The following is a 21,779-nucleotide window of genomic DNA, read 5'->3' as shown; positions in this document are numbered from 1 at the left end:
GAAGCTAAGTAATTAACAAAGTTAAATGAATTTCAACACTGATGGAAACATTAACCAAGAACCCAATTAACGAAATTGCTCCTGCTCTTTTAGAGGGTTGGATGAGGGATTATTATTTCAGTACCGAAATTGATATCGGTAGTAGTGGGGTAGAAAACTTTTCGCTCACCGAGCTTTATCAACTTACTAACCTTACTCAAGAAGAACTGAATAATGTAGTCTTCCACGATAGCTCCAGCTTGGGAAGTTTGCAGTTGCGTCAAGCTATTGCCTCGCGCTGGAGTAATGGAGATCCAGAGCAAGTTATGGTAACTCATGGCTCAAGTGAAGCCAATTTCTTAATCATGAATGGGCTGCTTAATGCTGGTGATGAAGTAGTTGTCTTAGATCCTTGCTATCAACAACTATTTTCCATTGCTGAGTCGATCGGTTGCCAGTTAAAGCGTTGGCAACTTCGAGGTGAGGATAATTTTGCTCCTAATATTGAGGAAGCCAAAAAGTTAATTACCCCACGCACCCGAATGGTAATTGTTAACTTCCCTCACAATCCCACTGGTGTGTCATTAAGTCAACAAGAACAAAATGAGTTAATCGAGGCAGTAACGGAGGTAGGAGCTTATCTTGTTTGGGATGCGGCTTTTGCAGATATCGTTTACGACGGTATTCTCCTGTCCAATCCTAACTTATATTATGATCGCTCTATTTCAATGGGAACTTTTTCTAAATGCTATGGGTTACCAGGATTACGATTTGGATGGTGTTTGGCTTCAAAAGAACTGTTAGAGGGTTTTGTCCATTTGCGTGACTATATGACGCTTCATCTTTCTCCCATGATTGAACTGATTGCCCAAAGAGTTGTAGAAAAAGCCGACAATCTTCTAAGTATTCGTTTGCAGCAAGCCTATACTAATCTAGATATTTTATCTAAGTGGGTAGAAGAACATAAAGAGTTTGTAAGATGGTCACGTCCCCAAGGTGGTGTTTGTACATTTATGGGTTTACGAAGCATTTCAGATTCTGAGGCTTTTTGTCATCATCTAGCAAACGTTTATAAAGTGTTGCTTGTACCAGGTACTTGCTTTAATCATCCAAGTCATGTGCGATTAGGATTTGGAGGAGCTACATCTGATCTTAAGGAAGGTCTAAGTCGCTTATCAACAGCTTTAGTTACGGATTTTTGATTTTAAGGATGTATAGAAATATGCAAACAGTTAAACCATCACAGCAATTCTGGATTCAATTCACAGAAAAAATCTGGGAAAAAGAAACTTTTGCAATTCAAAATTCATTTATTAATCTTGCGAGCGCGGTTAATAGAATACCTACAGTAGTTCCTTTATATCCCAATATTCAGACAGCAATTAAAACTATCAATTCTGGAGAAATCCAGAGTGTCAAAATAATTTTAGAGGATTCATACTCTTTAGTTAATAAAGAAGATAGTAGAGAGGATAGTGATGAAGTAATATTAGGATTTTTAAATCTGTTGTTAGATAATGACGGCATTAAAATCGTTCAATAACTTTTTTAAAAATAAGCAAATAATTCTTATTAATAGCAATAATATATAGAACCGATATAGCTGAGAAAAAAGAAACAGCAGAGAAGTAAACACAAGAAAAATTCAAGTAATTATCATGGAAAAAATTATTTTTTTCGAGCGCGAAATTGATGAAATGAAGTCATTGATTAAAGATATTACCTCTCAATATTCTTCAGTAGAAGACGAGCATTTTTTAAAAGATGCATCAATTATCGCTCACGAGCTTCCTAAGCGAATTCGGGCATTTATTAACGATTTCAGACTATTAGAACCATCATCAGGTCTTTGTCTAATTTCAGGTTATCCAATTTCAGAAGAAAAAATTGGTAAAACTCCTTCTCATTGGCAGCATAGACAAGAAATTTCCTCAGCTCTAGAAGAAGAAATTATTTTTATTCTATTCAGCACATTACTAGGTGATGTGATTGGTTGGTCTACTCAGCAAGCTGGACATATCGTTCATGATGTTATACCCATTCAAGGTCACGAACATGAACAACTTGGTAGTAGTAGTAAAGAGTTACTCTGGTGGCATAACGAAGATGCGTTTCACCCTTACAGAGGCGATTATCTAGGTATGATGTGTCTAAGAAATAAAGAAAAAGCTGCTACTACTGTTGCACCTGTAGATGCAACTTCTTATCTAAATCCAGAAGAGATAGCAATTTTATTTGAACCTCGCTTCACAATTCGCCCAGATGAATCTCATTTAGTCAAAAATCAATCTGATTTACAAAAAACTCAAGCTAATAATGATAACTTACTCAGTTCTGCTTACCATAAAATAAGCGAGATTAATAGCGAACCAGAAAAAATTTCTGTGTTTTATGGCGATCCAAAATGTCCATATGTTCGTATCGATCCTTACTTCATGGATATGAATAAACTAGAAGATGATAATGAAGCATTAACAGCCCTAAATAAATTAATTAAATCGATTGAAAGTAATCTAAGCGATCTCGTTCTACAACCTGGAGATTTCTGCTTTATTGATAATTACAAGGCAGTACACGGAAGAAAGCCATACACAACCATGTATGATGGTCAGCATCGTTGGCTTAAAAGAATAATTGTTGCCAGGGATTTGAGAAAATCAAGAAGTGCTAGACCTACGGCTACATCTAGAATAATTTTTTAGAAATTAATGGATTATTATAGTTATACTTTCTAAATCTGTTAGTAGATATGGGTTTCTTATGTCGGTATTATTAATTAATATAGAATTTAGATATTTGGGAATCTGGTAAGTATAATAGTACATTTATAGGCAATCGCTAACTAGCTAAAAATGATGACAAAAATATTAGATGTCGAAGAGCTATTTTCTCAAAAAATATACTGGTTGAATCAACTTTCTGGAGAATTACCAGAAACAAATTTAATACAGTATTATGCCAGAACATCCCAGTATATTGGAAAAAATAAAAGTCATTATTTTGAGCTACCTGATTATTTATCTCAGGGAATTATCAAGTTAACTAAAGGGTCTGATTTTTTGTTGTACTTAATGCTTGTATCGGCATTTAAGATACTTATGCAACGGTATCTTGGAACTAATGACCTTATTGTTGGAATACCAGCTTATAAGAAAATAAATGGTGTAAATCTAGATTATTTGAATGATAGTAAACTGATTCCCTTAAGAACTCAATTATGTAATGAGATGACATTTAAAAACTTTCTCATTCGAGTCAAAGATAATTTAATCCAGGCATATAGTCATCAGGACTATTGTTTTGATGAATTAATTGATTTATTAAATTTACCTCAAGTAGAGAACCGATGTTCATTATTTGATACAGTTATACTATTAGAAAATATTCACAATAAAAATGATGTATTAAAATTCAAGAATAATATTACAGTTTCTTTTCTTGCTGAGAATAATGAAATTTGCGGTTCGATAGATTATAATGAAAATAATTTTAGTAACAAAAATCTTCAATTAGTAACTAATTTCTACACAAACATAGTACAGAGAACTGATTCATTTGCAGAAAGTTATATACAAAAAATGGTAGGTCATTTGCAAACGTTGCTTCAAGCAATTGTTGCCAATCCTCAGCAGCGTTTGTTAGATTTACCACTGTTAACAGAATATGAGAAATATCAATTGTTGCGGGAGTGGAATAATACAGAAGTTGAGTATCCTCAACAGCAATGTATCCATGAGTTGTTTGCAGCACAGGTAGAGGAAGTACCTGATGCGATCGCAGTGGTATTTGAAAACCAACAGTTAAGTTATCGGGAATTAAACCGACGAGCGAATCAGTTGGCACACTACTTGCGTTCAGCGAAGCTGTCGCGTAGCGATTCGCTAGGAGTAAAACCAGAGATTTTGGTAGGAATTTGCGTAGAGCGATCGCTCTCTATGGTCATCGGACTATTAGCCATCCTCAAAGCAGGTGGTGCATATGTACCACTTGACCCTAGCTATCCCCAAGAACGCTTGGCTTATATGTTAGAAGACTCCCAAGCAGGTGTATTACTCACACAACAATACCTATTAGAAAATATATCAAATCATAAAGCTCAGGTAATTTGCATCGATAGTGATTGGGAGAAAATCGCTCATGAAAGTACAGACAATCCCATATCCAACATTACACTTGATAATTTGGCTTATGTAATCTATACCTCTGGTTCTACAGGTAAACCCAAAGGTGCGATGAATGCTCATAGCGGTATTCTCAATCGCTTACTATGGATGCAACAGACTTACCAATTAACATCAGCAGATGCAGTTTTACAAAAAACTCCCTTCAGTTTCGATGTATCCGTATGGGAATTTTTCTGGACGTTAATCACGGGTGCGCGTTTAGTTGTCGCTCAACCAGAAGGTCATAAAGATACAAACTATCTAGTCAACTTGATTGCACAGCAGCAAATAACAACTTTACATTTTGTCCCCTCAATGCTGCAAGTTTTTATCGAAGCAGAAAGTTTAGAAAAATGTCAATCACTGGTACGAGTAATTACCAGTGGTGAGGCATTATCAGTCCAGTTGCAACAACGCTTCTTTAATCGACTTAATGCTCAACTGCATAATCTCTATGGTCCAACAGAAGCTGCTGTGGATGTCACTTTTTGGCAGTGTGAAAAAGATAATATTACCAATCAAAATACAGTTCCTATCGGTCAACCAATTGCAAATATCCAAATATATTTACTTGATAAGTATCTCAACCTTGTTCCTGTGGGCATAACAGGTGAAGTTTATATTGGTGGTGTAGCAGTAGGTAGAGGTTACTTAAACCGTCCTGACTTGACGGCAGAAAAATTTATTCCTAATCCTTTTAGTCAGCAAACTGAGCGTTTATATAAGACTGGGGACAAGGCACGTTATTTAGCAAATGGGGAGATAGAGTACATTAGTCGTATTGACCACCAAGTAAAAGTACGTGGTTTGCGAATTGAATTAGGAGAAATAGAGGTAATCATCAGCCAATACCCAGCAGTGCGAGAAACTGTGGTTATAGTTAATGGAGAATCGGCAGATTCTCAACGAATAGTTGCCTATGTAGTTCCTCAAAAAGAGCAAACACTGAAAATTACTGAATTACGTAGCTTTTTGGAGTCGAAGTTGCCAAACTACATGGTGCCAGCAGCTTTTGTGACATTAGAAGCGTTACCACTAACACCTAATGGTAAGGTTGACCGCAAAGCACTACCCGCACCTGATACAGTACGTCCAGAATTGGAAGTAGTTTATCAGCCACCCCAAACAGAGATAGAAAAAACTATTGCCGATATTTGGCAAGAAGTACTTCATGTTGAGAATGTAGGAATTCATGATAATTTCTTTGAACTGGGTGGTCATTCGCTGCTTTTAGTTCAGGTTCATAGTAAATTACAAAAAATATTCCAGAAAAATTTACTCTTGGTGGAAATGTTTCAACATCCTACCGTAAGCCACTTAGCTAGATATTTTAGCCAGGAATCAACAGAAGAAACATATTTTGTATCTCATCGTTCTCAAAGTACGAAAGATTCGACACAGCGTCGGAAACAAGCAAGAAAAGAACATCGAGCAGCAGCAAAGGAAAGGGGAGTTTCGTCCTAAGCAGGTGAATAAACTCTAAAAGATTAAAGTTTGCTCTCAACTCCTGAATATCCAAACAATCATTACTTTACTCTACACTGACAATAGAAAAATACAATATTAGTTATTCAAGGAAGTCAAATGACATTAACTGAAAAAGAAATTTCATCTAAAAAGAGTTTTTATTCATCAGAAAAAGTATTGTCTACTGAAATTTATGAGTATATAAAACAAATATTTGCACCTATTCAAGGGAAATCAATTGAAACTCAAATAGATGAAATGGTTGAGGAGTACTCTCAAAATTTTTTAATTGCAAACAATGCAAATACCAATGTTGATATTGAATGGATAATCCAAAATTTTGGTGAGAGCAAAATACCTGCACAACCTACTAATTTTGAAAGCTACTTTCAATACTTAAATGAAAATGTTGTTGCTCATTCAATACACACATCTGCACCACAATTTATCGGTCATATGACCTCCGCACTTCCTGCTTTTGTGCGTCCTTTAGCCAAGCTAATGACAGCGATGAATCAAAATGCTGTCAAAATAGAGACAGCTAAAGCCTTGAGTTTTTGCGAACGTGAGGCTTTAGCAATGATGCATCGGCAAATTTATGATTTATCGGATAATTTCTACGCCCAGCATATTCAAAATAATCAAAGTACATTAGGAATCTTGGTTTCTGGTGGCACAACAGCCAACATAACTGCTTTGTGGTGCGCTCGAAATAGATCTTTAGGTGCAAAGAATGAGTTTTTAGGTATAGAAAAAGAAGGTTTAAGTGCAGCTTTAAATTTTTACGGCTACAAAGGAGCAGTTGTAATTGGTTCCGAATTGATGCACTTCTCTTTTGATAAAGCTGCGGATTTAATGGGCATAAGCACTAAAAATTTGATGCGAGTCCCAGTAGATTCTAACAATCGAGTCAATATCCAAGCCTTACGTCGAGCCGTTGCAGATTGTCGCCAGCAAAACTTACATATCATAGCCATTGTTGGTATTGCTGGAACTACAGATTCTGGTAGCGTCGATCCACTAGAAGATATAGTAGAGATTGCCCAAGAAAATAATATACATTTTCATGTGGATGCTGCTTGGGGTGGTCCGGTGATATTTTCTCGAAAACATCAACATAAGCTTGCTGGCATTGAAAAAGCTCACTCAGTAACTATTGATGGACATAAACAATTGTATTTGCCAATGGGTATTGGTATGGTCTTTTTCCGCGACCCTCATTTGGCTTCTTCAATTGAAAAACAGGCTAGCTATACCATGCGTAAAGGGTCATTTGATTTAGGTAAGCGTTCTTTAGAAGGTTCTCGACCAGGCATGGCTTTATTTTTACATGCTGGTCTAAAGCTAATTGGTCTTAATGGATATGAGTTTTTGATTGACGAAGGAATCCGTAAAACTCAATACATGGCTGCTCAGATTTCGGCAATGCCTGAATTTGAATTATTAGCAGAACCTGATACTAATCTGTTAATTTATCGTTATATTCCAGAGCAATTTAGAGAAGTAGTTGTCAACAAAAAATTATCAGAGACAGAAAATCGATTTATTAATCATTTTAATGAGCTTTTACAGAAGATGCAGCGTCAGATTGGTAGAACTTTTATCTCACGAACGACAAAAACAACTATCAACTTGGATAAAGAAATATCTGTAATAGCCATGCGTGCAGTAATTGCCAATCCATTAACTACTGAAGCAGATATTGACGCAGTTTTAAATGACCAAATTCAGATTGCTTCAGGAATCTCAATTGCATATTGAGTGCTTGATATTAGACCAAAAATATGTATGAACAGGTTTTGACCTATGAATATAGCCGAAAGTTTTATTGATAGCTTAGATGATAGAGACGAAATCGCGATTATTGGCATGGCTGGTCGTTTTCCTGGAGCAAATAAAATTGATAGCTTTTGGCAAAATCTGCGCTCTGGTGTAGAGTCAATTTCTTTTTTCACGGATGAGGAACTAATATCTGCTGGGGTAGATTCTGGATTACTAAGTAATCCCAATTACGTCAAGGCAAACGGTATATTAGAAAATATAGATTTATTTGATGCTTCTTTTTTTGGTTTTTCTCCCAGAGAAGCGGAAATTACAGACCCCCAACACCGACTTTTTCTAGAAAGTGTTTGGGAAGCTTTAGAAAATGCTGGTTATAATTCGGAAACTTATAGTGGTCAAATAGGTCTTTTCGCCGGTGTTGCTGCGAGTTCATACTTGCTTTCCAACTTATATCCCAATCGAAATTTGATGGAGTCAGAAGATAGCTACCAAGTTTTAATTGGGAATGATAAAGATTTTTTACCTACTTTAGTTTCTTACAAATTAAATTTAAAAGGACCCAGTATCAATATTCAAACTGCTTGTTCCACATCGTTGGTTGCTGTTCATCTAGCCTGCCAAAGTTTGCTTAATGGTGAAAGTGATATAACTTTAGCTGGTGGTATAACCGTTGGAGCGCAGCAAAAAACTGGTTACCGCTATCAACAGGGAGGAATTCAATCTCCTGATGGTCATTGCCGAGCTTTTGACGCTCAAGCGCAGGGAACAGTTGGTGGCAATGGTTTAGGTGTGGTGGTTTTGAAAAGATTAGAGGATGCTATTGTTGATGGTGACTATATTCATGCAGTAATTAAGGGTTCAGCTGTTAATAATGATGGTTCTTTAAAGGTTGGATATACAGCCCCTAGTGTTGATGGTCAAAGAGGAGTTATTTTAGAGGCTTTAGCCTTAGCGGGTGTCGATCCTGAGACTATTAGTTATGTAGAAACGCACGGTACAGGAACCATTTTAGGAGACCCGATTGAAATTAAGGCTCTCACACAAGCTTTTCACGCTAGCACCAATAAAAAAGGATTTTGTGCGATTGGTTCAGTTAAAACCAATGTTGGGCATTTGGATACAGCAGCGGGTGTAACAGGATTAATCAAAACAGTCCTGGCATTAAAGCATAAACAAATACCTCCTAGCTTGCATTTTGAAAAGCCAAATCCACAGATAGACTTCGCCAATAGCCCGTTTTACGTCAACACTAAACTTACTGAGTGGAAAAGCAACGGCACACCCCGCAGAGCAGGTGTGAGTTCCTTCGGTATTGGTGGAACTAATGCCCATGTGATTTTGGAAGAAGCGCCAGCCATTAAAACTTCCGATCCATCTCGTCCTTGGCAATTATTAACAGTATCAGCTAAAACCAGCACCGCTTTAGATAGTGCTATAGCCCAACTGCGTGATTACTTAGAACAAAACCTCGATAGACCCTTACCAGATGTAGCTTACACCCTACAAGTCGGTCGGCGAGCTTTTGACTATCGTCGCATCATTATTTGTCACTCCCTTGATGATGCAATCAAATCCCTCGACAGCCAAAATCCACAGCACATTTTTAGTCACCAACGCCAGCCAGGTCACTGTCCAGTGATCTTCATGTTTTCAGGACAAGGGTCACAATATGCAAACATGGGTCGAGAACTCTATGAAGTAGAACCAACATATAAAAAACACGTAGATACTTGTGCCCTTATTTTGCAACCCTACCTCGGTCTTGATATCCGCTCCTTACTCTATCTCAACCCAAAAGAAACAGAAACCGCTTCCAATCAACTGCAACAAACAGCCTTCACCCAAAGCGCCTTATTCGTTACAGAGTACGCCCTAGCTCAGTTATTCATGTCTTGGGGAGTGCGTCCAGAAGCAATGATTGGTCATAGTATCGGTGAATATGTCGCTGCAACAATCGCAGGTGTATTTTCTTTGGAAGATGCGCTCAAAATTGTGGCAAAAAGGGGACAGTTAATGCAACAAGTACCCCCAGGAAGTATGCTGGCAATTAGACTGCCAGAAAAAGATGTACAATTGCTACTGAACGGAAACGAGTTAGCTCCAGAATCTCTACAAATTGCGGTAATTAATAGCCCATCTTCCTGTGTCGTATCGGGAACAAACGACGCTGTTGCAGTCTTAGAACAACAATTATTTTCAATTGAAGTTGAATGTCGTCAGTTGCATACATCTCATGCGTTCCATTCGGTGATGATGGAACCGATATTGTCAGCATTTGCTGAGGCGATTAAAACAGTCAAACTCAATCCACCCAAGATACGCTTTATTTCCAATGTGACTGGTAGTTGGATTACTCAAGAACAAGCGACAAATCCGGATTATTGGTGTCAACATCTACGACAAACGGTGAGATTTTCAGATGGGATATCGCAATTAATACAGCAATTTGAAGGTGTTTTTCTGGAGGTGGGACCAGGACGAACTTTAGGCACGTTAACGACACAACATTTAGAGAAAAATGCAAAGCAACAGGTATTGACTTCTTTACGCCATGTTAAGGAGCAACAATCGGATGTTTACTTTTTATTGCAGACATTGGGGCGATTATGGCTTGGGGGTGTGGAAATAGATTGGTTGGGATTTTATGTTCATGAGAAGCGTCATCGTTTACCTTTACCTACTTATCCTTTTGAACGACAACGTTACTGGATTGAGCCTAACAAGCAAGGGGAAAGCGAGCATCGATTATCACTGAGTAAAAAACCTGATATTGCTGATTGGTTTTATATTCCTTTTTGGAAACCCTCTTTACCCCCAGCACAAATAGAACACCAAGAATTAGCATCTGAGAAATCTTGTATTTTGGTGTTTGTTGATGAGTGTGGCTTGGGTAGTAAATTAGTCAAAGAATTAGAAATACAAAATCAAGACATAATTATTGTTAGGATAGGTAAAATTTTCACCATACTTAATGAGCGTGAATATATCATCAATCCAGGCCATAAGCTGGATTATGATATTTTGATTCAAGAACTTTGCAAACAGAATAATTTACCAAAAACAATTGTTCATTTATGGAATACCACACCAAATAGTGACAAAGAATTAACATTTGAAACAATTGATAAAGCTCAATCAATAGGATTTTATAGTCTTCTATTTCTGGCTCAGACTCTGGGAAGACAAGAAACTGCTGATGAATTACAAATTCTAGTTATTTCTAACAACTTGCACCCAGTAGTAGAGAACGAAAAAATATCTCCTGAAAAAGCAACTTTACTTGGACCGATTAAAGTTATTCCTCAAGAATATTCAAATGTAAAATGTCGTAGTATTGATGTTATACTTCCAGAAATTGACAGTTGGCAGGAAGCAAAACTTGTAGAGCAATTGCTGGCGGAACTGAAAGTTTCTGATTCGGAAAAACTTGTTGCTTATCGAGGTTTTAATCGTTGGGTGCAATCTTTTGAACCTGTGCGGTTTGAGAAACCTAAAATCGAAAATCCTCGACTTAGAGAAAAAGGAGTCTATTTAATTACGGGTGGACTTGGAGGTATTGGACTGGTTTTGGCAGAATACTTGGCGCAAAGTGTGCAAGCAAAACTAGTATTGGTAGGACGTTCGGTTTTACCCGAAAAAGACGAGTGGGAACAATGGCTGACTACCCATGACGAAACTGATGGCACTAGTCGTAAAATTCGTAAAATTAAAGAATTAGAAAGTAATGGTGCAAAAGTTTTAATAGTGACCGCTGATGTGAGCAATCTTGAACAAATGCAAAATGTCATTGCTCAAGCTCAACAGCAATTTGGTCGGCTTAATGGTGTTATTCATGCTGCTGGAGTTGTTCAAGGCGAATCTATTGAAGCGATTGAAAATCTAAGTAAATCTGATTGTGAACAACAATTTAAACCAAAAGTACAAGGTGTTTTAGTACTAGAGAATGTCTTAAAAAATCAAAATATAGATTTTTGTTTATTGCTATCTTCTCTATCCTCTATATTAGGAGGCTTAGGTTTTTTTGCGTACTCAGCAGCTAATATTTTTATGGATATTTTTGTGCATCGACACAATCAAATTTATCCAACTTTATGGAGTAGTATCAGTTGGGATGGTTGGCAACTTGAAGCCGCAAATAAAAATGTACAAAACACATCTGTAGGTGGAAATTTAACAGAATTTGTTCTGAAGCCGGAAGAAGGAATAAAAGCTGTTAAACGAATTTTAAACCACAATGGATTCAATCATATAGTTGTTTCTACTGGAAAGCTTCAAGTTAGAATTAATCAATGGATTAATTTGGAATCATTGCAACAGCGGACAGAGAGTCAAAAAACAAATTTATTACTACATTCCAGACCCGATTTGTCAAATTCCTACGTAGTCCCTAGTAATGAAGTCGAGCAAAAAATTGCCAATATCTGGCAAGATCTTCTGGGGATAAAAAATGTAGGACTTTATGATAATTTCTTTGAATTAGGCGGAGATTCTCTATTAATAATCCAGGTTCGCAGTAGAATTCTCGAAGAATTAAATAAAAATTTATCAATTGCTGACCTATTTGAACTTTCAACTATAAGTACCTTGGCTGAATATATCAGTGGAAAGCAGACTGAAGAACCAATATTTCAACAAGCTGATGAACGTGCCAGCAGAAAAGAAGCGGCTATGCAGGAAAAACGACAATTAATGAAGCAAAGGAGAAAATAAATGTCTAATCAAGCAATGGACAATTCTCTTAAAGGCATAGCTGTAATTGGCCTGGTTGGTCGTTTTCCAGGAGCCAAAAGTGTTGATGAATTTTGGAAAAATTTGTGCGAAGGACGAGAATCAATTTCTTTTTTCAGTGATGAGGAATTAGAAGCTTCAGGTGTAGATCCTGCATGGCTGAGTAACCCTCAGTATGTAAAAGCTAGTGCAAATATTTCAGATATTGAGATGTTTGACGCTTCCTTCTTCGACTTCTCGCCAAGGGAAGCTGAAATTGTAGATCCCCAACACCGTATTCTGATTGAATGTGCTTGGGAAGCATTGGAAAATGCTGGTTATGATCCTTGTTCCGGCAAAGGCTTGACTGGTGTTTATGTGGGAACCAATATGAGTTCTTACTTTCTTAGCAATTTGAGTTCCCACACTGACCTAATTGAATCGATGGGTCTTCCAATTATATATGGCAATAGTCAGGACTTTGCTGCAACAAGAATTTCATATAAATTAAACCTGAAAGGGCCAAGTATCAACGTTCAGACTGCTTGCTCTACGTCATTGGTAGCCGTTCACTCAGCGTGTCAAGGATTGCTAAACTACGAGTGCGACATGGCTTTAGCAGGTGGTATTTGTATCACATCTCTGCAAAAGGAAGGTTATTTCTATCAACAAGGGGGTATCACTTCTCCCGATGGTCACTGTCGAGCTTTTGATGCCAGTTCCCAAGGAACTATTTTCGGGGATGGAGTGGGTCTTGTCGTCCTCAAGAGATTAGAAGATGCCATTGCTGATGGTGACTTTATTTACGCAGTAATCAAGGGTTCAGCTATTAATAACGATGGTGCTGCTAAGGTCGGTTACACAGCTCCTAGTGTGGCTGGTCAAGCTGAGGTGATTGCCGAAGCACAGGCGATCGCCTCTGTTACTCCTGAAACAATCACTTACATCGAAACTCATGGAACTGGTACACAGTTGGGAGATCCGATTGAAATTAGTGCCTTGAAAAAAGTATTTGCACCCACCAAACAAAAGCAATTTTGTGTGATCGCATCAGTAAAAACCAATGTCGGACATTTAAACATAGCAGCAGGTGTGACAGGATTAATCAAAACAGTTCTGGCATTAAAACACAAACAAATACCACCTTCGTTACACTTTGAAAAACCCAACCCGGAGATAGACTTTACCAATAGCCCGTTTTACGTCAATACTAAACTTAGCGAGTGGAAAAGCAACGGCACACCCCGCAGAGCAGGTGTCAGTTCATTTGGCATAGGCGGAACTAATGCCCATGTGATTTTGGAAGAAGCTCCAGTCATTGAAGCATCGAGTCCCTCGCGCCCTTGGCAATTGTTACTGCTCTCAGCCAAAACCAGCACAGCATTAGAGATTGCAACAGTTCAACTGCGTGATTATTTAGAGCAAAATCCCAGTGTTCCTTTAGCAGATGTAGCTTACACCCTACAAGTCGGTCGTCAAGCTTTTGATCATCGCCGCATCGTGATTTGCAATGACCAAAATGATGCAGTCATATCACTCAACAGCCAAAATCCACAGCACATTTTTAGTCACCAACGTCAGCCAGGTCACTGTCCAGTGATCTTCATGTTTTCAGGACAAGGGTCACAATATGCAAACATGGGTCGAGAACTCTATGAAGTAGAACCAACATATAAAAAACACGTAGATACTTGTGCCCTTATTTTGCAACCCTACCTCGGTCTTGATATCCGCTCCTTACTCTATCTCAACCCAAAAGAAACAGAAACCGCTTCCAATCAACTGCAACAAACAGCCTTCACCCAAAGCGCCTTATTCGTTACAGAGTACGCCCTAGCTCAGTTATTCATGTCTTGGGGAGTGCGTCCAGAAGCAATGATTGGTCATAGTATCGGTGAATATGTCGCTGCAACAATCGCAGGTGTATTTTCTTTGGAAGATGCGCTCAAAATTGTGGCAAAAAGGGGACAGTTAATGCAACAAGTACCCCCAGGAAGTATGCTGGCAATTAGACTTCCAGAAAAAGATGTGCAACTGTTAGTTTCTGGAAACGAGTTATATCGAGAGTCTCTACAAATTGCAGTGATTAACAGCTCATCTTCATGCGTTGTTTCTGGAACAAATGAAGCTGTTGCAACCCTACAAAAACAATTATCTTCAATTGAAGTTGAATGTCGTCAGTTGCATACATCTCATGCGTTTCATTCGGTGATGATGGAACCGATATTGTCAGCATTTGGTGAGGCGATTAAAACAGTTAAACTCAATCCACCACGTATAGGTTTTATTTCCAATATCACTGGTAGTTGGATTACTCAACAACAAGCTAAAGATCCTGATTATTGGTGTCAACATTTACGACATACTGTGAGATTTTCAGATGGCATATCGCAACTAATCAAGCAATTTGAAGGTGTTTTTCTCGAAATCGGACCTGGGCGGACTTTAAGCACATTAACCACACAGCATTTAGAGCAAAATACTAAACAACAGGTATTGACTTCTTTACGCCATGTTAAGGAGCAACTATCTGATATTAGTTTTTTATTACAAACATTAGGTCGGTTGTGGCTTGGGGGTGTAGAAATTGATTGGTCGGGATTTTATGTTCATGAGAAGCGTCATCGTTTGCCTTTACCTACTTATCCTTTTGAGCGACAACGCTACTGGATTGATGCGAAATCTCTATCCCCTTCTGTAAATATAAAACCAACAACATTAGATAATAAACAAGATATTGCTAACTGGTTTTATCTTCCTTCATGGAAGCGCTCTTTGCTACCTCATTCATCCTCAGATCAAATAAAATCAACACAAAAAAGATGGCTGTTTTTTGTAGATGATTTTGGAATAAGTGAACAACTAATTGATGCGTTGAAAAATCAAGATAAAAATATCATTGCTGTTCAACAAGGAGAGCAGTTTAGTAAACTAAGCGAGGGTGTTTATACAATTAACCCATGCAAAATTAAAGACTATGATACCTTGCTTAGAGAATTAATGTCATTAGGTCAAAACCCTGAACAAATTGCTTATTTATGGAGCGTAAGTCATCTTGAAAATCGTCAACCAGGGAATTATTTAGAATTTAACAGTTTACTATTTTTAACGCAGAGTCTTAGTGATCTGAAAATTAGCGATCGCGATCGCTTACAACTTTGGGTTGTATCCAACAACATCCAAGAGGTTAATGGGAACGAAAAACTAGACCCAGAGAAGGCAGCCATATTAGGTTTATGTAAAGTCATCCCTCAAGAGTATCCTAATATTACCTGTCGATGTATTGATGTTGCTTTAACTAACCGCACAGACGAGGTTAACATTATTGGCAAACTTTTGGATGAGTTAACCGCTGTATCCTCAGACATGGTAGTTGCTTATCGCGATCGCTACCGTTGGGTACAAACTTTTGAACCAGTTCACTTGCAAGCAATAGCTGAAGACAAAATACCTTTAAGAAAACAGGGTGTTTACCTGTTTCCTGGTGGTTTAGAAAGTATTGAAGTTGTTCTTGCGGAATACTTAACAAAAACTTTCCAAGCAAAACTCATATTTATTGAGGATTCTACATTCCCAGAAAAAGATGATTTCTCACAATGGCTGGAAACTCATACTCAAGATGATGAAGTGAGTTGCAAAATTCAACAATTTATAGCATTAGAGAAATTAGGTGCAAAAATTTTGGTCATGTGTGCAGATACAACTAATTATGAGCAAATGCATCAAAGTCTTGCATCTGAACATATTAGACAAATTAACGGTGTCATTTATTCAACTGGAATAAAGCGCGAACATATATTTGCTTCCATTCCAGAAATTAATCAAATAGAATTAGAAAATCTTTTAGAATTACAACGTCGTAAGATTACAGTATTAGAACAAGCCTTACAAAATATAAAGTTAGATTTTTGTATCATTTTTTCTTCTTTATCTTCTATTTTAGCAGGATTTGGATTAAGCTTATATTCAGCAAGTAATCAATTTATAGATACTTTTACTAACCGACGTAATCGGAATATTCGGAATAATTCTTTGCCGTGGTATATTATAAATTTGGATAAATTGCAACTGAATTCAAACCAGAAACAAACAACACTGGAGCAAGTATCTGGATCGGAATTAGCTATTACCCCAAGAGAAACCGTAGAAGTATTGAAACGAATATTTTCTTTAAGTGAAGGAACTCAAGTTATTATTTCTACAACAGATATTAATGCTAGAAAAAATCATACATTTAATCTCGACTCTCTTACAAATTCAAACTCTACTCATCAATTAGATTTATCATCACGCTACTCTCGACCTAGCCTTAGTAATTCCTATGTTACTCCCACAAATGAGTTGCAAAAACAAATTACAGAAATATGGCAAGAGGTACTTGGGATTGCAGAAGTGGGTATTTACGATAATTTCTATGAATTTGGGGGAGACTCCCTGATTGCAACTCAATTAGTTTCTCGCTTGCGAGCCAAATTTCCTGTAGACTTACCACTGCGTGACCTTTTATTAGAAGCAATGATACCAGCCAAACAAGCAGAAATGATTGAACAACTTCTTGTGGAAAAAATTGAAGGGTTATCTGAAGAAGAAGCAGAATCTTTTTTAGCTAACATTGCAGATAATTCTTGAATTGTTCAATTTTAAACCTTACTTTGAAACAGGAAAAATAGTTTATGTCTCTACTCAGTCCTATCCCAAATTATGAACCTTTTGCCCGGATGCAGAACGAATTGAAGAGTACAGACGAAGAAATAGTAGAAGGGATAATACCTCTTTTAGAACACTTAGTTTTACAACATTTCCCAAAGGGAGCGCGTATTCTCGATCTGGGTTGTGGTTCAGGAAAATTGCTACAACAGCTTTATCTTAGGGGGTATCATACGACTGGAATGGATGCTTCTAAAGAACTGTTGCGTTATGCTCAAATAAACTCACCTGAGAGTGAATTTATTCTTAGTGATATACGTAAATTTGAACTGCCACCTACTTTTGATGCAGTTTTGTCGCATATTGTTCTACTCTTTATCTTAAATGCTGAAGAATTAACATCTGTCTTCCGAAACGTATATACAGCACTGCGAGATAATGGACTATTTGTATTCACAATACCATTAACAGATTGGTTCCATGAAATTGCTCCACCAATTTTCGACCATGTTAATGTTAATGACGAATGTGCCATGATTGAGATATTTAATTATAAACCAGAAGAAAGAATTTGGGAAATTAAAGTCACCGGATTTGAGTTAATAGAAAATATTTGGAAGCGTTTCGATACTATTTGGCTGAGAAGGGATTTCTTTTTATCAGAAGTAGAAGCGGCTCTTGAGAAAGTGGGTTTCACGGATATTAATCACTATAGGCTCAAAGATTTTGGATCAGATGATGATGCTATGGCTTGCTTTGTTTGTCTGAAGCAGTAGCTCACGTAATTGTGAATGTAGAGACGCAATATGTCGCTTCGTAAACATCTTAGATTTATGCATTTCTATAACATAGACTTTTACAAGTATTTGGGATTTTTATATAGTTCACGCACGCAATCTAATCTGAGAAATTTAGGATTGCTATAGGTACAATTTATGGATAAACAATACTCTAATTTATCACCAGCAAAAAAAGCCCTTCTAGAAAAATGGAAGGGAGGAAAAATTAAAGCTGATATTATTCCCAAACGTCAAGACCATAAAAATATTCCCTTATCTTTCTCTCAACAAAGACTATGGTTTATTGACCAGCTTTATCATGGAAGTTCTTTCTACAATATTCTGACCGCTTTTCATATACAAGGAAATCTGAATATTACAGCACTTCAGCAAAGCCTAAATGAAATTCTCAAGCGTCATGAAGTATGGCGGACAAATTTTACACTTGTAGATGGAGAGCCAGTACAAGAAATAAAAACCCAATTTTATTGGGATTTACCCATTATTAACCTTGAACATTTGTCTGTTAAAAATTGGGAAGGAGAAGTTAAACAACTTGTAGCTAAGGAAGCAACAAAACTGTTTGATTTAGCTAAAGGACTTTTAGTCAGAGCAACATTACTGCGCTTAAGCGAAGAGGAACACATTTTACTTGTAACCATGCACCACATTATCACAGATGGATGGTCTTGTGGTGTGTTTCTGCGGGAGTTGTCAACGCTATACGCTGCTTTCTCGACAAATCAACCTTCTGACTTATCTGAACTGCCGATTCAGTATGCAGATTTTGCAGTTTGGCAACGCGATCGCATCCAAGGTAAATTCCTCGCAGACCAATTAAATTATTGGAAGCAACAACTTCAGGGTGAGTTACCTGTACTACAACTACCCACAGACCGTCCACGACCTACCGTCACGACTTTTGCTGGTGCTAAAGAATATTTTACATTCTCTACAACCTTAACTAATGCACTCAGACAATTAAGCCAGCGAGAAGATGCCACTCTCTTTATGAGTATGCTGGCAGCATTTAACGTATTACTATACCGCTACACAGACCAAGAAGATATTTTAATTGGTTCTCCGATTGCTAATCGTAACCGTGCAGAATTAGAAGGAATGCTGGGTTTGTTTGTTAATACTTTGGTATTACGTAATAACCTCAGTGGTAATCCCAGTTTCTGCGAACTTTTACATCGAGTACGTGAGGTGACTCTTGATGTTTATGCACATCAAGATTTGCCTTTTGAGATGCTTGTAAAAGAATTACAACCCGAACGCGACTTAAGCCGAAATCCACTTTATGAGGTGATGTTTGTCCTGCAAAATACTCCAACCTCTGTGCAAGAAGTGTCTGGATTAACCTTGCGTACTTTGGATTTTGATAGTGGTACAGCTCAACTAGATATTTTTCTGTCGATGTCTGAATCCGAAGAAGGGTTAACAGGATGTTTGGAATACAATACAGATATTTTCGATTCAGCAACTATTACCCAATTTATAAATAATTTCCAAACTTTATTAGAAAATATCGTTGCAAATCCAGAGCAACGCCTCAGTGAATTCTCGCTACTAACTGCTTCTGAGCAAGAGCAACTATTATTTAAGTTTAATCAAACTCATGCAAATTATCCTCAAGATACATCTCTGCATCAATTATTTGAACAACAAGTTGAGCTAACGCCTGATCATTTAGCACTAATTAGCGAGTCTGAGGAACTAACTTATCGTCAACTTAACTATAGAGTTAATCAACTTGCACATTATTTACAAAAACAAGGTGTAACAAAAGAAACACTGGTTGCTCTATGCTTGGAACGCGACCTAGATATGGTAGTGGGAATTTTAGCTATTCTTAAAGCTGGTGGTGCATACATTCCCCTTGACCCAAGTTATCCAGTAGAACGTCTGAATTTTATGCTTTGGGATTCCCAAGCATCGCTGTTAATTACCAAGCAAGAGATATTAGAAAAACTATCATTATCTGCGGCTAAAACCGTTTGTTTAGATATCCACAAGGACGAAATTGCTCAAGAAAGTTCAGAAAATCCCATTAACATCTCTTCATCTGATCATCTCGCCTATATTATCTATACTTCTGGTTCAACTGGAACACCTAAAGGCGTTCTTAGCATTCATCGCGGTACAGTCAACGGCTTACACTGGTTATGGAAAACCTATCCTTTTACTCCAGAAGAAGTTTGTTGTCAGAAAACAGCTATTAGTTTTGTAGATTCTGTTTGGGAAATTTTTGCTCCTTTACTTAGAGGAATTCCTACAGTAATTATCAGCAATGCAACTATCCTAGATCCGCAATTATTTATAGAAACCCTAGCGCGTCACAAAGTAACTCGTATCATATTTGTACCCTCATTACTGCGCTTGCTTTTAGATAATTATAGTCATCTAGTTAATAAATTATCACACTTAAAATTCTGGATAACTAGCGGAGAAACACTCTCTGTTAAGTTAGTTGAAACTTTCCGAGAATTAATGCCCTCAGCAAAACTGATCAACCTTTATGGCTCATCGGAAGTTTCCGCTAATGCTACTTACTACGACACCAGTTTATTACATAATCAAGCAAACAGTGTCCCCATCGGTTGTCCGATTGAAAATACTCAAGTTTATGTGTTAAATCGCGATTTACAGCCAACACCTGTAGGAGTTATCGGTGAACTTTATATTGGTGGTGATGGATTAGCAAAGGGTTATTTACATCGCCCAGAATTAACTCAAGAGAGATTCATTGATAATCCCTTTATACCCGGAAATAAACTTTATAAAACAGGCGATTTAGTTCGATACCTCCAAGATGGTAACCTGGAATATTTGGGTCGCCATGATGAGCAAGTAAAAATCAGGGGCTTTCGGGTAGAATTAGGTGAAATTGCAACTGCGATTGCACAACATCCAGACATACAAGAATCTGTTGTAATTGCTAGCGATGATGCTCAAGAGAATCAACGTTTGATTGCCTATTTTGTCACAGATAAGCAGGATATTAATACACAACTATTATCCTATTTGCAGCAGAAGCTGCCTAATTATATGTTGCCATCTGCTTTTATTGTACTTGATAAACTTCCGCTTACACCTAATGGAAAAGTAGATAAGTGTGCATTGCCCAGTAGTGAGGTTATCCAGCTAAATACAAATAAATCCTTTGTCGCTCCTCGAAATTTTACAGAATTAGCTTTAGCAAAAACTTGGGAAAATCTGCTCAATACTAGTCATATTGGAGTTACGGATAACTTTTTTGACTTAGGCGGCCACTCATTTTTAGCTATTCGCTTAATGGCTCAAATTTATGATAAATTTGAACATAATCTTCCTTTATCTATTCTTTTTGAAAACCCAACTATTGAAAAACTAGCTGCAATTGTAAGTCAACCATCTCGTAAAAGTCCTAATTCTCATCTAGTAGCAATTAACTCTTCAGGTGACAAGATACCTTTCTTTTGCATACATGGTGCTGGTGGGAATATTAGTCCATACTTTAATATATCCAAAAGGCTGGGTGAAGATTATCCATTTTATGCTTTGGAAGATAGGTTAGAACAAGATAGACCCGAAGTTATTTCGGTAGAAGAAACAGCAACTCGCTACCTGCAAGAAATTCGTAAAGTGCAACCTAATAGTCCCTATCTTCTAGGTGGTCATTGTTATGGTGGTGTATTAGCCTTTGAAATGGCAAGACAATTACACAATCAGGGCGACACCGTTGGTTTATTAGTTGTCATTGATGCCATATTACCAGAAACAATAATTGAACCTACAGATGATGACGATGCTAAGTTTTTGCTTCGTATCGCTGAATCAATGAAAACTGACAGTGATGTGGATTTTTCAGTGCCTTTTGAAGAACTTCGAGATTTGCCATTAACAGAGAAATTAAATTTGATTAATAGAAAGGCGGATTTTATCTTCAGTAATGCAGAAATTCAAGATTTTCTCAGTTATTACAAACTTTTCAAACTGCATGTTCAAGCGATGCGAAACTATGTTCCCCAAGTTTATCCTCAATCCATAACTATATTTCGAGCTAGTGAGGAGATAATTCATGACTTTGATAATCCAGAATGGTCTAGTAGTGACCCTCTATTAGGTTGGGGTAAATGTTCTAGTCAACCCATTCAAACTATTGATCTTCCAGGGGATCATTTCTCGATTTTCGTTGAACCTCATATCCAAGATTTAACTAAACAGTTGAAAAGATGTATCGATAATGCTGTGTGCAATCTAAATTGATAAT

General features: G+C 37.3%; 9 protein-coding genes. All 9 read left to right on the top strand.

Going from position 1 to position 21,779, the window contains the following annotated elements; genetic code table 11:
* The first annotated feature begins 41 nt into the window (after window positions 1-41).
* The 9 genes from vioD to AC5JMK_RS05360 all read left to right on the top strand — a co-directional run bounded on the left by vioD (window position 42) and on the right by AC5JMK_RS05360 (window position 21,775).
* Window positions 42-1,181, top strand: coding sequence for a capreomycidine synthase (gene vioD, locus AC5JMK_RS05400; protein ID WP_495909570.1), 1,140 nt, complete (start codon window positions 42-44; stop codon window positions 1,179-1,181).
* Between the two features lie 20 nt (window positions 1,182-1,201).
* Entirely contained in the window at window positions 1,202-1,522 is a 321-nt protein-coding gene (locus AC5JMK_RS05395) for a hypothetical protein (protein ID WP_495909569.1), read from the top strand.
* A gap of 115 nt (window positions 1,523-1,637) precedes the next feature.
* On the top strand, window positions 1,638-2,681 hold the full coding sequence (gene gntD / locus AC5JMK_RS05390; RefSeq protein ID WP_495909568.1) for a guanitoxin biosynthesis L-enduracididine beta-hydroxylase GntD: 1,044 nt from the start codon (window positions 1,638-1,640) through the stop codon (window positions 2,679-2,681).
* A 150-nt stretch (window positions 2,682-2,831) separates the two neighbouring features.
* Window positions 2,832-5,606 (top strand): non-ribosomal peptide synthetase, encoded by a 2,775-nt coding sequence (locus tag AC5JMK_RS05385; RefSeq protein WP_495909567.1) that lies wholly within the window; start codon window positions 2,832-2,834, stop codon window positions 5,604-5,606.
* A 120-nt stretch (window positions 5,607-5,726) separates the two neighbouring features.
* On the top strand, window positions 5,727-7,370 hold the full coding sequence (gene panP, locus AC5JMK_RS05380; RefSeq protein ID WP_495909566.1) for a pyridoxal-dependent aspartate 1-decarboxylase PanP: 1,644 nt from the start codon (window positions 5,727-5,729) through the stop codon (window positions 7,368-7,370).
* 45 nt (window positions 7,371-7,415) lie between these two features.
* Window positions 7,416-12,101 (top strand): type I polyketide synthase, encoded by a 4,686-nt coding sequence (locus tag AC5JMK_RS05375; protein ID WP_495909565.1) that lies wholly within the window; start codon window positions 7,416-7,418, stop codon window positions 12,099-12,101.
* Window positions 12,102-16,727: a type I polyketide synthase gene (locus AC5JMK_RS05370; protein WP_495909564.1), complete on the top strand. Its 4,626-nt coding sequence runs from the start codon at window positions 12,102-12,104 to the stop codon at window positions 16,725-16,727.
* A 44-nt stretch (window positions 16,728-16,771) separates the two neighbouring features.
* A complete protein-coding gene (locus tag AC5JMK_RS05365) occupies window positions 16,772-17,521 on the top strand; it encodes a class I SAM-dependent methyltransferase (protein WP_495909563.1) in 750 nt (249 codons plus the stop codon).
* Between the two features lie 159 nt (window positions 17,522-17,680).
* Window positions 17,681-21,775: a non-ribosomal peptide synthetase gene (locus tag AC5JMK_RS05360; protein WP_495909562.1), complete on the top strand. Its 4,095-nt coding sequence runs from the start codon at window positions 17,681-17,683 to the stop codon at window positions 21,773-21,775.
* Window positions 21,776-21,779 lie beyond the last annotated feature (4 nt).

It is taken from the genome of Pelatocladus sp. (genome assembly GCF_059505505.1).
This window is presented reverse-complemented; position numbering and strand designations above follow the sequence as displayed.

What these genes read in the sequence shown, in the direction of transcription:
- AC5JMK_RS05385 (WP_495909567.1), top strand. Translation starts at nt 2,832, where the DNA reads ATGATGACAAAAATATTAGATGTCGAAGAGCTATTTTCTCAAAAAATA.
- AC5JMK_RS05370 (WP_495909564.1), top strand. Translation starts at nt 12,102, where the DNA reads ATGTCTAATCAAGCAATGGACAATTCTCTTAAAGGCATAGCTGTAATT.
- AC5JMK_RS05375 (WP_495909565.1), top strand. Translation starts at nt 7,416, where the DNA reads ATGAATATAGCCGAAAGTTTTATTGATAGCTTAGATGATAGAGACGAA.
- panP (WP_495909566.1), top strand. Translation starts at nt 5,727, where the DNA reads ATGACATTAACTGAAAAAGAAATTTCATCTAAAAAGAGTTTTTATTCA.
- gntD (WP_495909568.1), top strand. Translation starts at nt 1,638, where the DNA reads ATGGAAAAAATTATTTTTTTCGAGCGCGAAATTGATGAAATGAAGTCA.
- AC5JMK_RS05365 (WP_495909563.1), top strand. Translation starts at nt 16,772, where the DNA reads ATGTCTCTACTCAGTCCTATCCCAAATTATGAACCTTTTGCCCGGATG.
- vioD (WP_495909570.1), top strand. Translation starts at nt 42, where the DNA reads ATGGAAACATTAACCAAGAACCCAATTAACGAAATTGCTCCTGCTCTT.
- AC5JMK_RS05360 (WP_495909562.1), top strand. Translation starts at nt 17,681, where the DNA reads ATGGATAAACAATACTCTAATTTATCACCAGCAAAAAAAGCCCTTCTA.
- AC5JMK_RS05395 (WP_495909569.1), top strand. Translation starts at nt 1,202, where the DNA reads ATGCAAACAGTTAAACCATCACAGCAATTCTGGATTCAATTCACAGAA.